The sequence below is a fragment of the Aminobacter anthyllidis genome (assembly GCF_018555685.1).
Taxonomy (GTDB): Bacteria; Pseudomonadota; Alphaproteobacteria; order Rhizobiales; family Rhizobiaceae; genus Aminobacter; species Aminobacter anthyllidis.
In genome coordinates, this window is record NZ_JAFLWW010000015.1 from 72,757 (window position 1) to 91,400 (window position 18,644).

Annotated in this window: 11 protein-coding genes; 2 read left to right on the forward strand and 9 right to left on the reverse strand. The window is 63.8% G+C overall.

The features are described from left to right. Positions 1–53: 53 nt before the first annotated feature. From J1C56_RS30960 to J1C56_RS30985, 6 genes are all read right to left on the reverse strand, one after another. Complete coding sequence (locus tag J1C56_RS30960) at positions 54–1,367, reverse strand: glycosyltransferase family 2 protein (protein WP_214393754.1); 1,314 nt, start codon at positions 1,365–1,367, stop codon at positions 54–56. A 2-nt stretch (positions 1,368–1,369) separates the two neighbouring features. Next, the gene (locus J1C56_RS30965) at positions 1,370–1,921 is read right to left on the reverse strand and encodes a dTDP-4-dehydrorhamnose 3,5-epimerase family protein (protein ID WP_246592180.1); all 552 of its coding nucleotides are present in this window, start codon (positions 1,919–1,921) and stop codon (positions 1,370–1,372) included. A gap of 124 nt (positions 1,922–2,045) precedes the next feature. Further along, positions 2,046–3,308 carry an acyltransferase family protein gene (locus J1C56_RS30970; RefSeq protein WP_246592183.1) on the reverse strand — a complete coding sequence of 421 codons (1,263 nt, stop codon included), beginning with the start codon at positions 3,306–3,308 and terminating at the stop codon, positions 2,046–2,048. A 134-nt stretch (positions 3,309–3,442) separates the two neighbouring features. Beyond that, positions 3,443–5,041 (reverse strand): murein biosynthesis integral membrane protein MurJ, encoded by a 1,599-nt coding sequence (gene murJ / locus J1C56_RS30975; RefSeq protein ID WP_214393756.1) that lies wholly within the window; start codon positions 5,039–5,041, stop codon positions 3,443–3,445. A gap of 228 nt (positions 5,042–5,269) precedes the next feature. After that, on the reverse strand, positions 5,270–8,065 hold the full coding sequence (locus tag J1C56_RS30980) for a [protein-PII] uridylyltransferase (RefSeq protein ID WP_214393757.1): 2,796 nt from the start codon (positions 8,063–8,065) through the stop codon (positions 5,270–5,272). Between the two features lie 79 nt (positions 8,066–8,144). Then, positions 8,145–9,212 carry a glycosyltransferase family 10 domain-containing protein gene (locus J1C56_RS30985; protein ID WP_214393758.1) on the reverse strand — a complete coding sequence of 356 codons (1,068 nt, stop codon included), beginning with the start codon at positions 9,210–9,212 and terminating at the stop codon, positions 8,145–8,147. A gap of 138 nt (positions 9,213–9,350) precedes the next feature. Here J1C56_RS30985 and J1C56_RS30990 point away from each other — a divergent pair, with 138 nt between their 5' ends. Continuing rightward, positions 9,351–11,843, forward strand: coding sequence for a heavy metal translocating P-type ATPase (locus tag J1C56_RS30990; protein ID WP_214393759.1), 2,493 nt, complete (start codon positions 9,351–9,353; stop codon positions 11,841–11,843). A gap of 186 nt (positions 11,844–12,029) precedes the next feature. Here the strand turns inward: J1C56_RS30990 and J1C56_RS30995 are convergent, their stop codons facing one another. Next, positions 12,030–14,021, reverse strand: coding sequence for a TonB-dependent receptor domain-containing protein (locus tag J1C56_RS30995; protein ID WP_338001537.1), 1,992 nt, complete (start codon positions 14,019–14,021; stop codon positions 12,030–12,032). Between the two features lie 663 nt (positions 14,022–14,684). On the opposite strand from J1C56_RS30995, the gene J1C56_RS31000 reads away from it, so the two are divergent. After that, entirely contained in the window at positions 14,685–15,530 is an 846-nt protein-coding gene (locus tag J1C56_RS31000; RefSeq protein ID WP_214393761.1) for an aldo/keto reductase, read from the forward strand. 19 nt (positions 15,531–15,549) lie between these two features. On the opposite strand, the gene J1C56_RS31005 is transcribed toward J1C56_RS31000, so the two are convergent. Together J1C56_RS31005 and J1C56_RS31010 are read right to left on the reverse strand one after the other, a co-directional pair. Beyond that, the gene (locus tag J1C56_RS31005; protein ID WP_214393762.1) at positions 15,550–15,855 is read right to left on the reverse strand and encodes a hypothetical protein; all 306 of its coding nucleotides are present in this window, start codon (positions 15,853–15,855) and stop codon (positions 15,550–15,552) included. A 71-nt stretch (positions 15,856–15,926) separates the two neighbouring features. Beyond that, positions 15,927–18,386 carry an EAL domain-containing protein gene (locus J1C56_RS31010; RefSeq protein ID WP_214393763.1) on the reverse strand — a complete coding sequence of 820 codons (2,460 nt, stop codon included), beginning with the start codon at positions 18,384–18,386 and terminating at the stop codon, positions 15,927–15,929. Between the last annotated feature and the right edge of the window lie 258 nt (positions 18,387–18,644).

The following is an 18,644-nucleotide window of genomic DNA, read 5'->3' on the forward strand; positions in this document are numbered from 1 at the left end:
TTTCGCGCGCGGCGAAATTCGAGTGGCGCTTATGGACGATGGCGCCTTTGCTATCAAGAGGGTCGGCGCGCTGGGCAAATCGAGGCAAACAGCTGTGCGAGGCGGTTGGTGACGCGCCGCCACCCCAATGGCACAACGCTGATGTCGGCAACGCCGAGCCCTGGCCGGTTCCTGGCAAGCCTCTGTAACTTGCTCAAGTGCAATTGCAAGACAGTATGGTCGTCCGCCAGCAATTGGGCTTGTATCGTCGCCGTCGCGTTCCAAAGATCGCCCGCCTTGCGTGGCGTCGAAATCCGTGCGGTTGCAGGTTGGCCGTTTACCGCAAGTGTCAAGCGATCCAGCCCTTCAGCCACAGGATGCCAGATAGACAGACGGATTTCTGTCCGACCCGGGTACTTGAACGGCACGAGCAGTTTCGGACGGGGATTGCAGCCAGCCCATCGCAGCTTTGTATCGCCAGGCTCCAATGGGCACCAATCCAGTGCTTTCGATACATTGTCCTGGACGATAACTTCGGGTTGCCTGAGTTCGAGCAACGGCGGTCGCACGATCCCTTTGTTGCTGGCGTTGCGCGCGGCAAGCTCACCAGCTTCGTAGTGTGAGTAGTCGGGGTGGGTGGTGGTCATGAATGCATTGTCGGCTTTGGCTCTGGCGAGTTCGGCGGCCAGATAGCCTTCAAATCCTGGACGCAGCATCCGCTGAGCCATCCGTTCCTGCTCGTCCGATGTGTGCCTAAGATAACTCAGGTACCGGTGGCCCGCGGCAAACTTGTGGACACCTATCCGCCGCGTTGAAGCAAACATCATGCCGGCATTCGCTGCTCGCATCAGAAACTCGGCATCGACGGGCGGAGCGATCTTGCGCGGATCCAGCCATGGCCCGATGCGGTCCGTCACATCGCGCCGATGGCCAAAACTGGAGGGTGGGAAGAAATGCTCGAATGCAGCACGGCTGTCGGAGAACATGCCAGTCACAAGGCGGAAGTTGCTGGCGCGCGGCCCGTGGAAAAGAGTTCCGCTGACTGCGAAATCCAGTCGCGGCTCTCCCCTGAACAAAGCTGCGAGCCCGTCGAGGTGGTCAGGTGCCCAGATGTCGTCATGGCCGAGATAGGCAATGTAACGACCGCGCGATGCTTGGATGCCGGCATTGTTGGGGAAAGATTGGCTGCCGCCGCGCTCGGCCAGGTTCAGCCACCGGATCTTAGGCGAGGCGACCGACGCCACGACGTTGACCGTGTCGTCAGTGCAATAGTCGCCAACGACGAGCAGCTCGAAGTCCTGGAAGGTTTGGGCCAGAACGGATTGGATCGACGGAAGGATGTGTCTTCCCCGATTGTAGGTGGCCATGACGACGGAAAATGTTGGCATGCTCAGTCGAATTTGTAAGGGATACCCGGGTGGTCGTATCGGACGCGCGATTTGTCCGGGTTTTCTGGATCATAGACGTTCGTCGGCATGTTCACGAATGTCGCCGCCGCCATACCCCTGTTCTGAACACCATGGACCACAAAGGGTGGAATTGTCAGGAGCACCTTGTTTGCCGCGCCAACGTCAAGAATGTTGAGCTTCTGGTAGGTAGGGCTGTCTGTGCGCAGATCGTACAGAACGACCCTTACGTCACCGTTTGTGTAGGCGAGACGATCGGACTGCCGCTTGTGGTAGACCCATGCCCTGATCGACCTCGGTTCTGCCGACACCAGATAGACATGGGGCGGCGACATGATGGGTTCTTTCAACGCCGACAAAAGGACTGTGAGGTCCCCACGCTTGTCGGCACGCGTGGCTAACCGCTGGAGCCGCACCCCCTCAATCTGATCGGCGACGCGAACGTCCTCCAGGAACGGGACGTCGTCGCCCCACGGCTTGTCGTCGACGAAGTCCTCAAGCGACAACATATCCACAGTACGTTCCTCCAATGTCATGGCGCGCGAATCCACATGTGGGGCTCGCCGTCTTTGTCCTGTATCTGTCTCGTCGCCACAGAAGGCAATGCTGAATTAGATAGCTGTTGTGAAGATGCGAGGCTCGGCCGTGAAGCCGCTTGGGTTAGTTCTCGGCCCTCGCGATTGGCCTCTTTTCCGCCGCTAGCGTGGCGATCGCTTGCCATGGATCGAGCCCCGGCGTCTGCGCCACGACAAGGCGCTTTGTCGCTGGTGCCGGTTGTGCCGTCTTCTTGTCCGCCAGCCCGACCAGCGTCCGGTAGGGCGCGGGCAGGCGTTCCGCGATGACCGCGAAGACCAGGGACCCCAAGGTGGTGACGGCCACCACAAGCGCGTACTTGGCCATCAATGGCATGTCGAGCGGCAGCACATAATACAGCGCCATCACGACGAATGTCTGGTGGGCGATGTAGAGCGGGAAGATCTTGGCGTTGAGCCAGGCCAGCGACTTGCTCGGACGGTTTACGTAAAGGGCGGCAAAACCGACAGCGGTCAGGATCACGCACCAGGCCAGCGTAAATGACAGCGTCTTGTACAGCACCTCGTTCATGCCGCCATGCGCGCCGCCGATGCCATGCACCTCGTCCACCCAGGCAAAACGGTAGAGGATTGCGGTGAGCACCGTTGCGACGGCGGCACTCAGCCAGCGCCTGCCGATGATCCCGCCGATCACCGCCTGGTGGTGCCTGGCGATGAGGAAGCCGAGCCCGAACCAGCTCGCATAGGCGGCAAACCAGGCCCCGTCATTGTAGAGCAGGTTGGTCTGGCGCGGGAAGATCGGCGACAGCGCGAGATTGAGCGCAAGCGGCAAAAGCACGAGCAGATAGATCGCTGGCGAACGCGCCGTGCGCTCGAACCGGTCCGTCATCGCCCGCATCCGTGGGCTGACGAGCGCCAGGAAGACCGGATAGCAGGCCACCGTCATGACCAGCAGGTAGGCGACGAACCACATATGCGCCCAGGAGAAATTGCCCGTGGGGTAGCGCCCTTCGGTGAAGTAATTCAGCACCCAGAATTCCATCAGCGAGCCGTCGAAGCTGCCGTCGAGCAGGCGCTCGTACCAGACCTGCGGCACGATGATCACGCACATGGCAAAGATCAGCGGCAGAAACAGCCTGGTGAAGCGGCCGCGCAGGAAGGCGAGCCCGGTTTCCGAGCGGAAGGCAAACCACGTGCCCATGCCGGAAACGAAAAACAGCAGTGCCAGCCGCCAGACACGCGGAAACATCATCACCAGCGACAGTTCCGCACTCCGTTCCGGACTGCTGATCAGCCACGAAAGGTCGGGGAAGAAGGCGATCGAAGAATGATACAGGATCAGTATGGCAAAAGCTGAAACCCGCAGCCAGTCGATATAGTGAAGCCTCATGCTTTGTTGCATCGGGCCGGGTCCCATTCCGCTGCACTATGCACGACCGAAGTCATTCACAGGTCAATATGTCATCAGCCGAACTTATCGCCCGCGAAAGCTTAAGAAACCAGCCAAGATGACACAGCAAATTGTCAGTCGGGCTCGACCGCGGTGGGGGTCGCGTTGGCGCGATTGCGCTTGATGTTGCGGCGGATCATGCCGGCATCCGCGCCGCCGATGCCGAAGGCAACGCCGAAATAGACGATCATCGCGCCCGTCACCAGCACGGCGAGTGCCGTCGCCTGGGTATAGAACGGTGCCGCCGACCCGAGCCACTGCTCGGCCTCGCGGGTGGCGAACCAAAGTCCCCCTGCCATGATGGCCGACGCGACGACAAGGCGCGGGACGCGTCTCAACAGGGCGGCGTCGCGACCCCAGTGACCACGCCAGACCAGCGTGCCAAGCAGCATTGCCGCATTGACCCAGCCGGCGACCGCGGATGCAGCGGCGATGCCCGGCGCACCCCAGGAGGGAAACAGCGTCAGTGCCACCGAAATGTTCACGGCCACCGAAATGGCGGCGAAATACATCGGCGTGCGGGTGTCCTCGCGGGCGAAGAAGCCGGGCGTGAACGCCTTGATCAGCACGAAGGCCGGCAGGCCCAGGCCGAATATGGCAAGGATCGCCGACACCACGGGCGTGCTGTTGGAGGCCGCGAACGCGCCGCGCTCGTAGAGCACGCGCACGATCGGCTCGGAAATGACCAGCAGTGCCGCCGCCGCCGGAAGGGTCAGGAACAGCGTGAACTCGACCGAGCGGTTCTGCAGGTTGGCGGCCTCGACGAGGTTGCCGGACTTCAGCGCCCGCGACAGCTCGGGCAACAGCACGATGGCGACGGCAACGCCGACAACACCGAGCGGCAACTGGTAGACCCGGTCGGCGAGGTTCAGCGACGATACCGCGCTGTCCTGGCCCGACGCGATGGCCGTGCCGATCAGCGTGTTGATCTGGGTGATGCCGCCGGTGATCGCCGCCGGCAGCGCCAGCCACAGCAGCCGCTTGACGTTGGGCGTCAGCTTGGGGCGGCGGAAGCCGATGGCAATGCCGGCATGGCGCACCGCGATCCAGACGATGATCAGCTGCACCAGGCCGGCCGCCAGCACGCCCCAGGCAAGCGCGTAGCCGACAGTCAGTCCGTCATGGCCGCGATACCAGGCGTTGGCCAGCACGCCGACAAGGATGATGTTGAGGAATACCGGCGCGATTGCCGCGGCGAAATAGCGGCGCAGCGAATTGAGCATGCCGCTCATCATCGCCGCCAGCGACATGCAGATGAGGTAAGGGAACATGATGGTGGCCAGCGCCACCGTCAGGTCGTACTTCTCGGGATTGTCGGCGAAGCCGGGGGCCACGACGAAGCGCACGATCAGCGGCATCGCCAGTTCCATGGCGATCGTCAGCACCAGCAGTGCCGAAAACAGCACGCCGAACACCTCTTCCGAAAAGCGCTTGGCACCCTCGACGCCGTTGGCCTCGATCTCCTTGGCAAACAGCGGCACGAAGGCGGCGTTGAAGGCGCCTTCGGCAAACAGCCGGCGGAAGGTGTTGGGAAACTGGAACGCTGCATAGAAGGCATCGGCCACCGGCCCGGTGCCAAGCGCTGCCGCCATCAGCATCTCGCGCGCAAATCCCAGCACCCGGCTCATCAGCGTGCCCGACGCAACGGTCGCGAACTTCTTGATCAGGCTCAAAGGACCCACCGCTGCTTGTCGTTGGCGTCGGCCCCCTCACCCGGCCTCCGCTGTGCTCGGCCACCCTCTCCCCGGTGGGGAGAGGAGATTTGCGAGCATCCAGTTCGCTCAAAGGAATGGGGCAAAATTGGCGCGAAATGCGTCAACCTCCTCTCCCCACCGGGGAGAGGGTGGCCGAGCGAAGCGGAGGCCGGGTGAGGGGGCGCTCGAAGGATCAAGGTGCCACCGTCATTCCGCCGCCGCTGCCTTGGCCCGTGCGCGCTCGGCATTTGGGCCTTCGAGCGTGGCGATCAGGCGGGCGCGGATGTTTTCGAGCCGGGTCGGATTGTCGATCTTCTGGCCGGTCAGGTCGGTGACGTAGAAGGTGTCGATCACCTTTTCGCCGAAAGTGGTGATGTGCGCCGAGGCGATGTCGAGCGACAGGTCCGACAGCGCGCCTGTTATCTCCGACAGGAAGCCGGGGCGGTCGAGGCCCTCGACCTCGATCACCGAGAAGCGGTTCGACAGCGCGTTGCGGATCTCGGCCCGCGGCTGGATGCGGAAGGTCTTCTGGCCGCGCTTGGGCTTGGCCCGCTTGGCGATCATCTCCGGCAGCCAGCTCTTGCCCGACAGCACGTCCTCGATAAGCTGGCCGACGCGTTCGGCCCGGCGCCGCTCGTCCTCGTCGCGGTCGAACTCGCGCGAGATCAGGATGATGTCGAGCGCGCGCCCGTCGGCGGTAGTGAAGATCTGCGCATCGACGATGTTGCCGCCGGCCGCCGCGCAGGCCCCCGCAATCACCGACAAGAGCCGAGGATGATCCTGCGCCAGGATGGTGATCTCGGTGACGGCTTCGAACTCATGCGTTCGCACCATCGTCGACAGCTGCTTGCCGGCCGCGTCGGCGCCGCGGATGAACTCGGCGTGGCGCTTCTGGTCTTCCAGGTCGACGGTCAGCAGGTAGTTGTCATAGTGCAGCTTGACGTATTTCTGCCGCGCCTTCTCCGGCCAGTCGGCAAGTGCCGTGGCCAGTGTCTCGCGCGCGGCGGCTGTCCGTTCGGCCCGCGACAGCTCCGAAAAGCCGCCGGTCAGCAGCAGCTCGGTTTCGTAATAGAGCGTCCGCAACAGCTGGCCCTTCCAGCCGTTCCACACGCCCGGGCCGACGCCCCTGATGTCGCAGACGGTCAGGATCAGCAGCAGCTTCAGCCGCTCGACCGACTGCACCACGTCGGCGAAGTCGTCGATCGTCTTGCGGTCATTGAGGTCGCGCGTCTGCGCCGTCATCGACATCACCAGGTGGTTCTCGACCAGCCAGGCAACGGTTTCGGTGTCGGTCTGCGACAACCCCATATGCGGGCAGATGCGGCGGGCGATCTTGCCGCCGGCTTCCGAATGGTCCTCTGGCCGGCCCTTAGCGATGTCGTGCAGCAGCACTGCGACATAGAGCACTTCGCGCTGCTTCTTCAGGCCGCCGATCAGCGAATGGCTGAGCGGGTGGATCTTGGCGCCGTCGCCGTGCTCGATCTCCGACAGGACCCCGATGCAGCGCAAAAGGTGCTCGTCGACAGTGTAGTGGTGATACATCGAGAACTGCATCATCGCGACGATCTTGCCGAAGTCGGGGATGAGCCGGCCGAGCAGCCCGGCTTCGTTCATGCGCCGAAGGTTGAGCTCGGGATTGCGGTCCGAGGTCAGCACGTCGAGAAACAGCCGGTTGGCCTCGACATTGCGGCGCAGCGTCTTGTCGACCAGCCCTAGCGAGCGGGTCAGGAGCTTGAGCGCGTTGGGGTGCAGTTCGAGCCCGTGCCGGTCGGCGAACCAGAAGAAGCGCACCATGTTGACCGGGTCACGCTCGAACACCTTGTCGTCGGCGACGGTGATGCGGTGATTGTCGATGATGAAGTCGCTGGTGCCGGCAAGCTTGCGCCTGCGCCGCGAAAAGCCCTGCAGGAAGCGGTTGAAGCCCGGCACGTCCTTGGCCTGCTCTTCCTCGAGCGCGGCGCAGAAGATGCGCGTCAGGTCGCCCACTTCCTTGGCGACGAGGAAGTAGTCCTTCATGAAGCGTTCGACCGCCGAAAGGCCGGGATGCGTGGTGTAGCCGAGCCGCTGGGCGATCTCGCGCTGGATGTCGAAATGCAGCCGCTCCTCCGGTTTGCCGGTCAGGAAGTGCATGTGGCAGCGCACCGCCCACAGGAAGTCCTCGGCCTCGACGAACTGGCCGTATTCGCCTTCGGTGAAGACGCCCTTGTCGATCAGCTCGGCGCCGGTGCGCACGCGGTAGTAATATTTGGCGATCCAGAACAGCGTGTGCAGGTCGCGCAGGCCGCCCTTGCCGTCCTTGATGTTGGGCTCGACCAGATAGCGGCTCTCGCCCGCCTTGGCATGGCGGGCATCGCGTTCGGCGAGCTTGGCCTGGACATATTCAGGTCCGGTGTCCTTCACCAGCTCCTTGTCGAAGCGGTCGATCAGCTCGTCGCAGAGCGGCTTTTCGCCCCAGACGAAGCGGGCTTCGAGGATTGCTGTGCGGATGGTTATGTCGCTGCGCGAAAGCCTCAGGCATTCGTCGATGTTGCGGGTGGCGTGGCCGACCTTCAGCCCCATGTCCCACAGCATGTAGAGCATGTATTCGACGATCTGCTCGCCCCACGGCGTCTGCTTGTAGGGCAGCAGGAACAACAGGTCGATGTCGGAGCCGGGGGCCAGCGTGCCGCGGCCATAGCCGCCGACGGCGACGACCGCCATGCGCTCCGCCGAGGACGGGTTCTTGGCGCGGTAGACGTGGGTGACGGCGAAATCGTAGAGGACGCGGATGATCTCGTCCATCAGATGGGAAATCCGCACGGCGCAGCAGGTACCGCCGGCGTCTTCCATCAGCATCGTTTCGGCGACGGCTTGGCCGGCGGCGATGCGCTCCTTGAACAGCTGCAGCGCCTTGGCACGCACGGCGGGGTCGGTGCCGTCGCCGTCGCTGGTCAGCGCCGTCAGTTCGCGGCGCAGCGCGTCCGCGTCGATCAGCTCTTCGAGTTTGAGCGGAACTTTGTTCATCTGCCTCGGCTGGCCTCGCCCCTGTGGCGGCGTCTATAGCGCGATTTTTTTGCCATGGGTATGGCCGACGTCCGAAGTGTCAGTTGGCGGTGGCGTCGAGCTTGGCCCTGGCCCGCGCCTGTGCTGCCTGCAGGATCGTTTCCCAGCGCCCGGCGATTGCCTTCTCGTCCAGGAACTGGCGCGAATACTCGGTCAGCGGGCTTTGCGCGAAGAATGCTTCATAGGTCGCCGCATCGCGATCGGCCCTGACCGTTCGTCGCGCGACCGAAATCAGCGTCAGCGGCGTCGCCAGCTTGCGCATCAGGCGCGATCGCGCCAGTGGCGCCCAGCCGAGCGCGAGCCTATCGCAGATGCGCCCTTCATGGGCATGCCAGTTGATGAAGCAGCGCTCGTCGAAGTCTTCGGCGACCCTCGGATTGCCCCAGTAGATCGGCACGCTGCCGGCAAGCATCGCATCGACGATCTTTTCGGTCGTGTAGCCCGACGCGCTGCTGTTTTCGAAGGCGATGGTGAAGCGCCTGTCCTTCAGGAAAGCAATCTTGTCGTCGCGGGAGTTGCCGATCGGCGGGCAGTTGCGCTGTACGCGGCCCGGCGCGTCGACCCGGCGGTAGAGCGACAGCGCCCGGAACAGCCAGCGGCGCAGCTTGGCGCGCTTGTTGCCATAGATGAAGGCGCAGAAATGTGGACGGGCCGCGCGCTGTTCGGGCGTCTCGCGCGGCAGTCGTGCCAGCCGGTGCAGGATCGAATCGCCGCCACTGCTCCAGACATAGAGCGGGTAGCGCATGTAGCGTTCGCTGCCGATGTCGGCTTCGTAGTCGAAGGCCAGCGCCCATTCGCAATGGTCCATCAGCGGCGTCGCGTTCTCGCCCGTCAGGAAAACGCGCTCATAGTCGCCTGCTGCCACGTCGGGCATGCGCGTACGGCCGACATTCTGGTTCTTGGGCGCGAACGGCCCGATCAGCACGAGGTCGGCCTGGGTGATGTCATGGCAGAATTCGACGTCCACGCCGCACGCCTGTGCCCATGGCACAACGTAGGTCTCGACCGCCAGCTTCGGTTCCATTTCCTGCCAGAAATGGCAGGCATGAACCTTCACCGCAGCCTGGCCTGGCAGAAACGTCTCGTTTGCGCTGGCTGTATCGGTCATCGTGCATCTGTACTCGCGTAAGCCGTCCCAGCTTCGTGCAGCCCGGACGACATTCCATCCCGTGGAAGCCTTGACCTTCCAGCAGGTGGAACATTTACCCTGCTGGTTCATGCTGCTGCATATACTGGATTTTTTCAGATGAAACATACCGAAGATCACGCCGGACACGCTCACCACAAACAGGGTCACGCGTCCGCACCCGAAACGGTGGTTCGCGACCCGGTCTGCTGCATGGTCGTCGATCCCGCCGCCGGCAAGCCGACGCTCGAACATCACGGCCACCTGTTTCATTTCTGCAGCGCGTCTTGCCGCGACAAGTTCCAGGCGGCGCCCGACAAGTATGTGAGCGCCAAGGATCCTGTCTGCGGCATGGACGTCGCCCGCGACAGCGCAAGGCACTTCCTCAAGCATGAAGGCGCGGGCTACTATTTCTGTTCGTCGGGCTGCGAGGGCAAGTTCACCGCCGAGCCGGCAAGATACCTGTCCGGCAAGCCGGCTGCGGCGCCTGCGCCCAAGGGTTCGCAATACACCTGCCCGATGCATCCCGAGATCATCCGCGACAAGCCCGGCTCCTGCCCGATCTGCGGCATGGCGCTGGAGCCGATGATGCCGAGCGCCGACGACGGTCCCAATCCCGAACTCGTCGATTTCACCAGGCGCTTCCTGGTCAGTGCCGCACTTTCCATCCCACTCCTGGTCATCGCCATGGGGCCGATGGTCGGCCTGCCGGCACGCGACTGGATCGGCGAGCCGCTGGCCGCCTGGCTCGAGTTCATCCTGGCAACACCCGTGGTGCTGTGGGCGGCGCTGCCGTTCTTCCATCGCGGCTGGGACTCGATCGTCAACCGCAGCCCCAACATGTGGACGCTGATCTCGCTCGGTGTCGGCGCCGCCTACATCTACAGCGTCGTCGCCACCCTGTTCCCCGACCTGTTCCCGCATCAGTTCCGCGGCCATGGCGGCTCGGTACCGGTCTATTTCGAGGCCGCCGCTGTCATCGTCGCGCTGGTCTTCCTCGGCCAGGTGCTGGAACTGAGGGCGCGCGAACGCACCGGCTCGGCCATCCGCGCGCTGCTCGACCTCGCGCCCAAGACGGCCCGCCGCATCGCCGATGACGGCGCGGAAACCGAGGTGCCGCTGGAGGACGTCGTCAGCGGCGACCGCCTGCGCATCCGCCCCGGCGATGCCGTTCCGGTCGACGGCGTCGTGCTCGAAGGCCGCTCCTCGGTCGATGAATCGATGATCACGGGCGAACCTGTTCCGGTTGAAAAGGTCGAGGGCGAAAGGGTCACTGGCGGCACGCTCAACAAGAACGGTTCGCTGATCATGCGTGCCGACAAGGTCGGCGTCGACACTGTGCTGTCGCAGATCGTCGAGATGGTCGCCAAGGCCCAGCGCAGCCGCGCGCCGATCCAGGGTCTCGCCGACCGGGTTTCGTTCTACTTCGTGCCCGCCGTCGTGCTGATTGCCATCGTCGCCTTCGTCGTCTGGGCTGTCTTCGGCCCCGAGCCGAGCATGGTCTTCGCCACCGTCTCGGCGGTGTCGGTGCTGATCATCGCCTGTCCCTGCGCGCTTGGCCTCGCCACGCCGATGTCCGTCATGACCGCAACCGGCCGTGGCGCCCAGGCCGGCGTGCTGATCAAGGATGCCGAGGCGCTGGAGCGCTTCTCCAAGGTGAGCACTCTCATCGTCGACAAGACCGGCACGCTGACCGAAGGACGGCCTCAGTTGACCGACGTGGTCCCTGCCAAGGGCATTGCCGAGGACGAGTTGCTGTCGCTCGCCGCCGGCCTCGAAAAGGGCTCGGAGCATCCGCTCGCCGAGGCCATCGTCGAGGGCGCGGCCAAGCGTGGCGTCACTGTCCCGGACGCGCAGGACTTCGAATCGATTACCGGCAAGGGCGTGTCGGGTACCGTTTCCGGCCGCAAGGTGGCGCTCGGCAACGCTGCGATGATGGCCGACCTCGGGCTTGATCTCACTGAATTCGCTTCCAGCGCCGACAGCCTGCGCGGCGACGGCAAGACCGCGATGTTCGTTGCCATCGACGGCAGGCCGGCGGGCATCGTCGCCGTCGCCGACCCGATCAAGGCGACCGCCGCCGAGGCGATCCGCACCCTGCACGGGCTCGGCCTCAGGATCATCATGGCGACCGGCGACAACGAGCGCACTGCCCGGGCCGTCGCCCAGAAGCTCGGCATTGACGAGGTCCGCGCCGACATGCTGCCCGAGAGCAAGAAGGCGCTGGTCGACGAACTGCGCGCCAAGGGTGAGGGTGTCGCCATGGCCGGCGACGGCGTCAACGACGCACCTGCCCTTGCCGCCGCCGACGTCGGCATCGCCATGGGCACCGGTGCCGATGTCGCCATGGAAAGTGCCGGCATCACCCTGGTCAAGGGCGATCTGGGCGGCATCGTCCGCGCCCGCAAGCTGGCGCAGGCGACGATAAGCAACATCAAGCAGAACCTGTTCTTCGCCTTCGTCTACAACGTCCTGGGTGTTCCCGTGGCGGCTGGCGTCCTATATCCGGTCCTCGGCACGCTTCTGTCGCCGATGATTGCCGCCGCCGCGATGAGCCTGTCGTCGGTGTCGGTCATTGCCAACGCGCTGCGGCTCAGGGCGGTCAAGCTCTGAGCTCCGGCCCAACAAGGATGTTCGAATGAACCTGATGAAAAAGACCGTGCTGGCCCTGATGGCGGCGGGCATGCTGGTCGCCGTGCTGCTTGAGACGGCACCGGTCTAGGCTGGCCACGGCGGCCAGCGCGGCACCTCTGAGGAGCAGGGTTCCCACCTTGCTCCTCGCCGACTGGCACGCCGTCCTCAGAACTGGGTCGTCAGTCCCACCGTGATGGTGCGCCCGCGCCCGGTCTTCTCGCCCATCTCGCCCGACACCGCCGGGCTGTAGGCCACGTCGGTCAGGTTCTCGACGTTCATGAACGCGGTGGCGTTCCTGTTGAACTTGTACGAGGCGTAGGCGTTGAACAGCGTGTAGGCCTCCTTGGTCGTGGTATCTCCGAAGCCGACCGCGTAGCGGCTGCCGCCGACATGGTTCATCGTCGCGCCTACGGTCAAGGCTTCCTCGAAGGCCCGGATTCCCACATCGACGGTGACCTTGCTCTCCGGCAGGAAGGTCGAATCGCCGTTGCCGATGCCCGCGCCCCAGCCGACTGGCTGGTTGTTGCTCGCCTGTGTGTAGGAAAGGTTCACGTAGGCGACGCCTGCGTCATAGCCGCCCTCGATCTCGAAGCCCCGCGAGTGGGTGGTGCCAGGCACATTGACCCAGATCGCCCGTTCGTAGGGATCGCCCGGAATGCTGATCAGGTTGTTGACGATGTAGTTGTCGATGGCGTTGTTGAAGTAGTTCACCTTCAGGCGCAGCTCGTCTCCGCCATAGAGCACGTCGTTCCTGAGGATGTTGGCGCCGACCTCCCATCCCTTTGATGTTTCGGGGTTTAGGTAGAAGTTGGAATACTGGCCGCCGCCGACGCCCGATCCGATCGGGACCAGCGCCCACAGCGCCTCGCGCGCCGATGGCGGCCTGAATGTGTGCGCGTAGGTCACATAGGGCTGCAGCCAGTCCAGCGGCCTGGCCGAAAGCGTGACCTTGGGGTTGAGCGCGGACTCGTGCCTGGAGACGTCGACATTGCCGCCCGTAGGCGGGCAGAAGCCGATATCCGGCCGGCACGGGCTCTGCCGCCCGCTCAGCTCCCAATAGTCGTAGTTGAGGCCGGTGCTCAGTTCGAACATGCCCTGCGACAGGGTGAGGTCGGAGAAGGCGCGCGCCTTCTGCATGTGCCCGGGCGGGTTGGCGCCACGGAACAGGTTGACCTTGTAGTCGTTGGAAGAATAGGCCGCGCCATAGTCCCAGCGCGCGCTGAGCTCGTCGGTGATGTCGAACCGGCTGGTGTTGGCGATGTCGAAGCCGTAGCCGAAGTCGCGCGTGTTGCGCTTGCGGTACGATCCACCTGTGGTCGGATCGTAGGACATGTCGGTGCGGTTGTAGTAGCCGTTGATCCTGAGGTCGATCCAGTCGCTGCCGGGCTGGTATTTGTAGTTCGCCGTGTAGGTGGCGTTGTCGACGCCCCAATTGTAGCCTGAAACCAGGAAGTCGTTCTTGTACCAGCGCGCGCCCAGCTTCAGGTCGTGCACGTCGTCGGGCTGGAAATGCAGCTTCACCAGGCCGGATCCCGGCTTGTTGCTGGCGTCGGGCTTGTTGTAGGTGCCGTCGCCGCGCTGGTAGTTGCCATGCTCGCCATAGCTGAACGCGCCGACGATAGACGCCTGTCCGCCGCCGGACAGGTCGGTGCGCGCGCCTGCCGCGACCATTCCCGAAGCGCCAAAGCCGTTGGTGCCTGCCTTGGCCGTGGTCTTGACGCCCCGGTCCTGGCCTTCGAGCACGACGTCCTCGAAGTCGATGGTGCGGAAATTGACGGCGCCGGCCAACGAGCCCATGCCATAGGCGCCGTTGACCGCTCCCCGTTCCGCGCCGATGCCGGCAAGGAGGTTGGTGTCGATATAGAGCAGCTCGCCGCCGGTGGAGGCGTGGCCGGCCGTGTTCCTGAACGTCTGCGGCACGCCGTCGATCATGGTGTTCACGCGGCCGTCGGATTCAAAGCCCCGGATATTGACGGACACGCCGGGCTGGCTGGAGGAGATGCGCGTGAACGTTCCCGGCATGCCGCGAACGATGGCATTGGCGTCGCCGCCATATTTCTCCTGGACGATCTTGCCGTCGACGACGCTCACGCCTCCGGGCGTCTGATACGGCGCTTTCGTGTCGCTGCCGGCACTGACGGTGATGGGCGGCAGCACCAATGGGCTCGTTGCTGGGGCCTTTCGGTCCGACTTGGCCGGCTGCTCCACGCTGTTGGATTGGGCGTTCGCCACGCTAAGCGCGATGGTACTGCAGACGGCCGCCAACGCGAATGTGCTGCAACGGATGATGTGATGATTGTTCACTGTGTTCCTCGGAATGCTAGGAATCAGTGGCTTGCTATGGAGAAAGAACTGCTAGCTTCTGATGCGCGTCTTCGCTCGGGAAGACTAGGCGCCTGATTGATGATGAAGAACTCGGGCTCTCGACTCACCATTGAAAACACTGGCGATGGGAACCGAAGCACGGGCGGTCGGACTCTCGTTCAGGCATCCGAGAGAAGACGTCGATATATCAGTATGTTGCTTGACCACCCCACGGGCCGGTCGACGGCCATGGAATTGAGCTACATTAACTTGATATTTGGAGTCAAGTTTAAGCGAAGTGATTTTCTCTCGACCCACAAGCGCATGCGGACGGCGATATCCGTGCCATCCAGCGTGTTTGCAACACCTCCCGAAGACGGCAGTATCGGCCTTCTGTCCGGAATGGCCCGCGAGCTGGGGCATCCAGCGAAGCGACATGAAAACACTTGCAGCGTCGTCGCTGTAGCCAACTTGCCCCGGTACGATAAGCTGGCGAAAATCGCCGAGGAAACCGCCATGCCTTCACCATCCGTAACCACGACGCTGCCTTCGGGCGAAGCCGTTCCCGTACTGGGCCAGGGCACCTGGATGATGGGCGAGGACCGCAGCGGCACAGCCGATGAAGTCGCGGCGCTCCGGCTGGGGCTCGACCTTGGCGTCACGCTGATCGACACCGCAGAGATGTATGGCAGCGGCGGTGCGGAAAAGGTGGTGGGCGAGGCCATCGCCGGACGTCGCGACGAGGTGTTCCTGGTCTCCAAGGTGCTGCCGTCCAATGCCTCGCGCAATGGCGTGATCCGTGCCTGCGAGGCGAGCCTCAAGCGCATGCATACAGACCGCATCGACCTCTATCTGCTGCACTGGCGCGGCGGCGTGCCGTTGGCCGAAACCATCGCCGTGTTCGAGGAACTACGCCAGTCGGGCAAGATCCGCCACTGGGGTGTCAGCAATTTCGACACCGACGACATGGAGGAAATGAGCCGGCTGTCCAAGGGCAAGAACGCCCAGACCAACCAGGTGCTCTACAACCTGACGCGACGCGGCATCGAGTTCGATCTGATGCCTTTGTGCCGCGCAGGCGGCCTGCCAGTCATGGCTTACTCGCCGGTCGAGCAGGGCGCACTGGCCGACGACAAGGGCCTTGCTGCCATCGCTACCCGCCACGACGCGACGGCCGCGCAGGTGGCCCTTGCGTGGGTGATGGCACAGCCCGGCGTCATCGCCATTCCGAAGGCCACGCGCCTCGAACATGTCCGCCAGAACGCCGCCGCGCGCGACATCGCGCTGACGGCACAGGACTTGGCCGAACTCGACAGCCTGTTCCCGCCGCCTCAGCGCAAGCGTCCGCTGGAAATGATCTGATCGGATATTCTGACGCCGGTCAGCCCGCCTTCACGGTGCAGATGCCGTTGGCGCCGCCCTTGCCGGTATAGGAAACGCTGGGCGAGCCGTCCGGGTTGATGCTCAGCGAGACCGTCACCCCGCCGCCCTTGATCTCGAAGTAATTGTCGTTGAATTTTTTCAGCGTGCCTTCCTTGCCGTTGATGTAGACCGGCCCGCCTTCGTCGGCATGGACCTCGATCTTGCCGGGGCAGGTGGCATTGACCAGCGGGATCGACGCATGTGCCTGCGTCACGATTCCGAAGGCAGCAGCAAGAATGGCAGTACCCGCGAAGGCCTTGTTCATTTCGGCTTTCCCATGTTGGAACGACAGCCGGCATTGTCGCGCCGCATAGCCTTTTGCGCAAGCAAGCGCGGTCAGCTCGCCAGCGCCACGGCAGGCGTATCGCTCCTCGCCTCGAAGCTGCGGCTCTTGATGCCGACATAGCGCTCGCCGAATGGCCGCGGCTTGGCGATGCCAAATCCTTGCGCGTAGTCGACGCCGATGTCGCGCAGCACCCTGGCGATGTCGTCGTTTTCGACGAACTCGGCGATCGTGCGTTTGCCGGTCACCTCGCCGATATGCTGGATCATCTCGACCATGGCGCGATCGATGCGGTCGACGAGCATGTCCTTGACGAAGCCGCCGTCGATCTTGAGGTAGTCGACGGGCAGGGCCTTGAGGTAGCTGAACGACGACATGCCCGAGCCGAAATCGTCGAGCGAGAAGCGGCAGCCATGCGCCTGCAGGGTGGTGATGAAGTGCGCCGCCCGGTCGAGGTCGGCGATGGCGCTGGTCTCGGTGATCTCGAAGCAGATCGTTGCAGGCGAAATGCGGCTGCGGGCGAATTGCTCCAGCACGAAGTCGGCGAAACTGTCGTCGCCGAAGCTCGCGCCCGACAGGTTGATGGCGCACGTGCTGATCGGTGCAGCGTCCGCTGTCTGCCTGGCCAGGATGTCGAAGGCCTGGCGCACCATCCAGCGGTCGATCAGTGGCATCAGCCCGTAGCGTTCGGCCGCCGGAATGAACACGCCCGGCGCGATCAGCTTGCCCTCGGCATCGGCAAGGCGGATCAGCAGCTCGACATGGGCGCCTTGCGGGCCATCCCCTTGCAGCGGCACGATCTCCTGCGCGTAGATACGGAAACGGTTCTGCTCCAGCGCTTCGCGCAGCCGCTGCACCCAGGCCATCTCGCTCAGCCGCTGCTCCACTTCCATGTCGCCGATCTGCTGGATCTGGATGCGGTTGCGGCCGCGTTCCTTGGCCATGTAGCAGGCGACATCGACACTGCGCAGCGTCTCTTCCAGCGTCATGCTGGCGTCCGACATGCCGACCACGCCGATGCTGACGCTGGTGTTGAAGGCGCGCCCGGCCCAGACGAAATGCAGCTCGTCGACCGCCTTGCGCAGCCGCTCCGCGGTGCTGGCGGCGAGTTCTTCGGGGCAGTTCTCCATCAGGATGCCGAATTCGTCGCCGCCGAGCCTGGCCAGCAGGTCGCCCGAGCGCAGCTGGTTGCGCAGCGCCGTCGATACCTTGCGCAACAGCTCGTCGCCGGCAGCGTGGCCGCAGGTGTCGTTGACGATCTTGAACTGGTCGAGGTCGAGATACATCAGCGCGTGCACCGCCGGACGCTTGGCCAGGGCCGCGAGCGACGCATTCAGCCGCGCCTCGAATTCGCGGCGGTTGGCCAGAGACGTCAGCGTGTCATGGGTCGCCTGCCACGACAGCTGCGCCATGAATTCCTGTTCCTTGGTGCGGTCGTGGAACACCAGCACCGCGCCCGCGACCTTTTGGTCGACATAGAGCGGCGCTGCCACAAGCGACACCGCGACGCTCGAAAGGTCCGGCCGCATCAGCTGCTGCGGCACGCCGCTGCCGCCGATCGCCTCGCCGGCCAGCACGCGCGCGATGAAGCCATTGTCTTCTTCGTCGCTCTCTTTGCTGACCAGCCTGAACAGCTGGTCGAGCGGCTTGCCCTTGGCGCAGGCGCCATGCCAGTCCAGCATCGTCTCCGCCGCCTCGTTCATGTAGTCGAGCCGGCCCTCGGCGTCGGTCGCAACCACCGCCTGGCCGATCGAGGCCAGCGTGATCTGGGCGCGTTCGCGTTCGGCGTTCAAAGCGCTTTCGAAGGCCCTGCGCTGTTCCAGCAGGTTGCCCGTGCGCCGCATCGCCAAAAGGATCAGCGCGCCCGCCGTCACCACGTTGACGCAGAGCAGCAGCGCGGTGATGTCGCGCGATCCACGGCCGAGCGAAACGGAGAAGGCCTCGGCCAGCGGCGCCGTTTCCTCGTGCAGCCGATGGATGTCCTCTTTCCACGCGGCGAGCTGCTCTTCCGAGACATTTTTGCTCGAGATGCCGGCATGCATGGCCTCGCCGAGTGCTGCGATCTCCAGGATTTTCGGATCGGCATCGACCCAGCGGTCGACCGCGTTGGAGAGGTAAGGCACGTGGCGGAAGTTCTGGAACAGCCAGATCAGGCCGGGGTTGTCGTCGGGATGATTGCCGCCGCGGATGAAGCCGTCATAGGCCGCGTCATAGTCGAGCAGCGGCTTTTCCATCGCCAGCCGCGCGTCGCGATCGGCCAGCGGCACCGCGATGGCGTGGCGGAAACGCTCGAAATACTCAACCTCGCCTGTATTGGCATAGAGCGTCAGATAGTAGATCGCGTCCTTGTGGCCTTTCGACCAGGCGCTTTCACCGGCGGCATAGGCGCGCACGGCCGAAAGCGTGTAGAGGCTGGCACCGGCAATGACGGTCTGGATCAGGACAACGGCGATGAAGGGCCACAACAGCCCGAAAAGCTGGAACTTTGATCTGATGTCGCGTTGTCTTGTCACATGTTTGGCGAACGAACTCGCCCCCCAGCTTGTTCTCCTCGCGTTTCCGGCGCGAATAGTTGCTACAGCTATATGAGCAAGCTTTAAAATTCCTTTCCCTGTAAGGTTCAAAGTAGAATTCAGAATAGTGACGTTGCGGAAGGTCGATTGCTCGAGCGGCGGCAGTCGACGATGCTCCGGCTCTGCTCTTGCCGAAGGACAGGCGGATGATGCCTGCCGCCACCAGCACGACGCCCAGCATCTCCGATACGCCGAGGC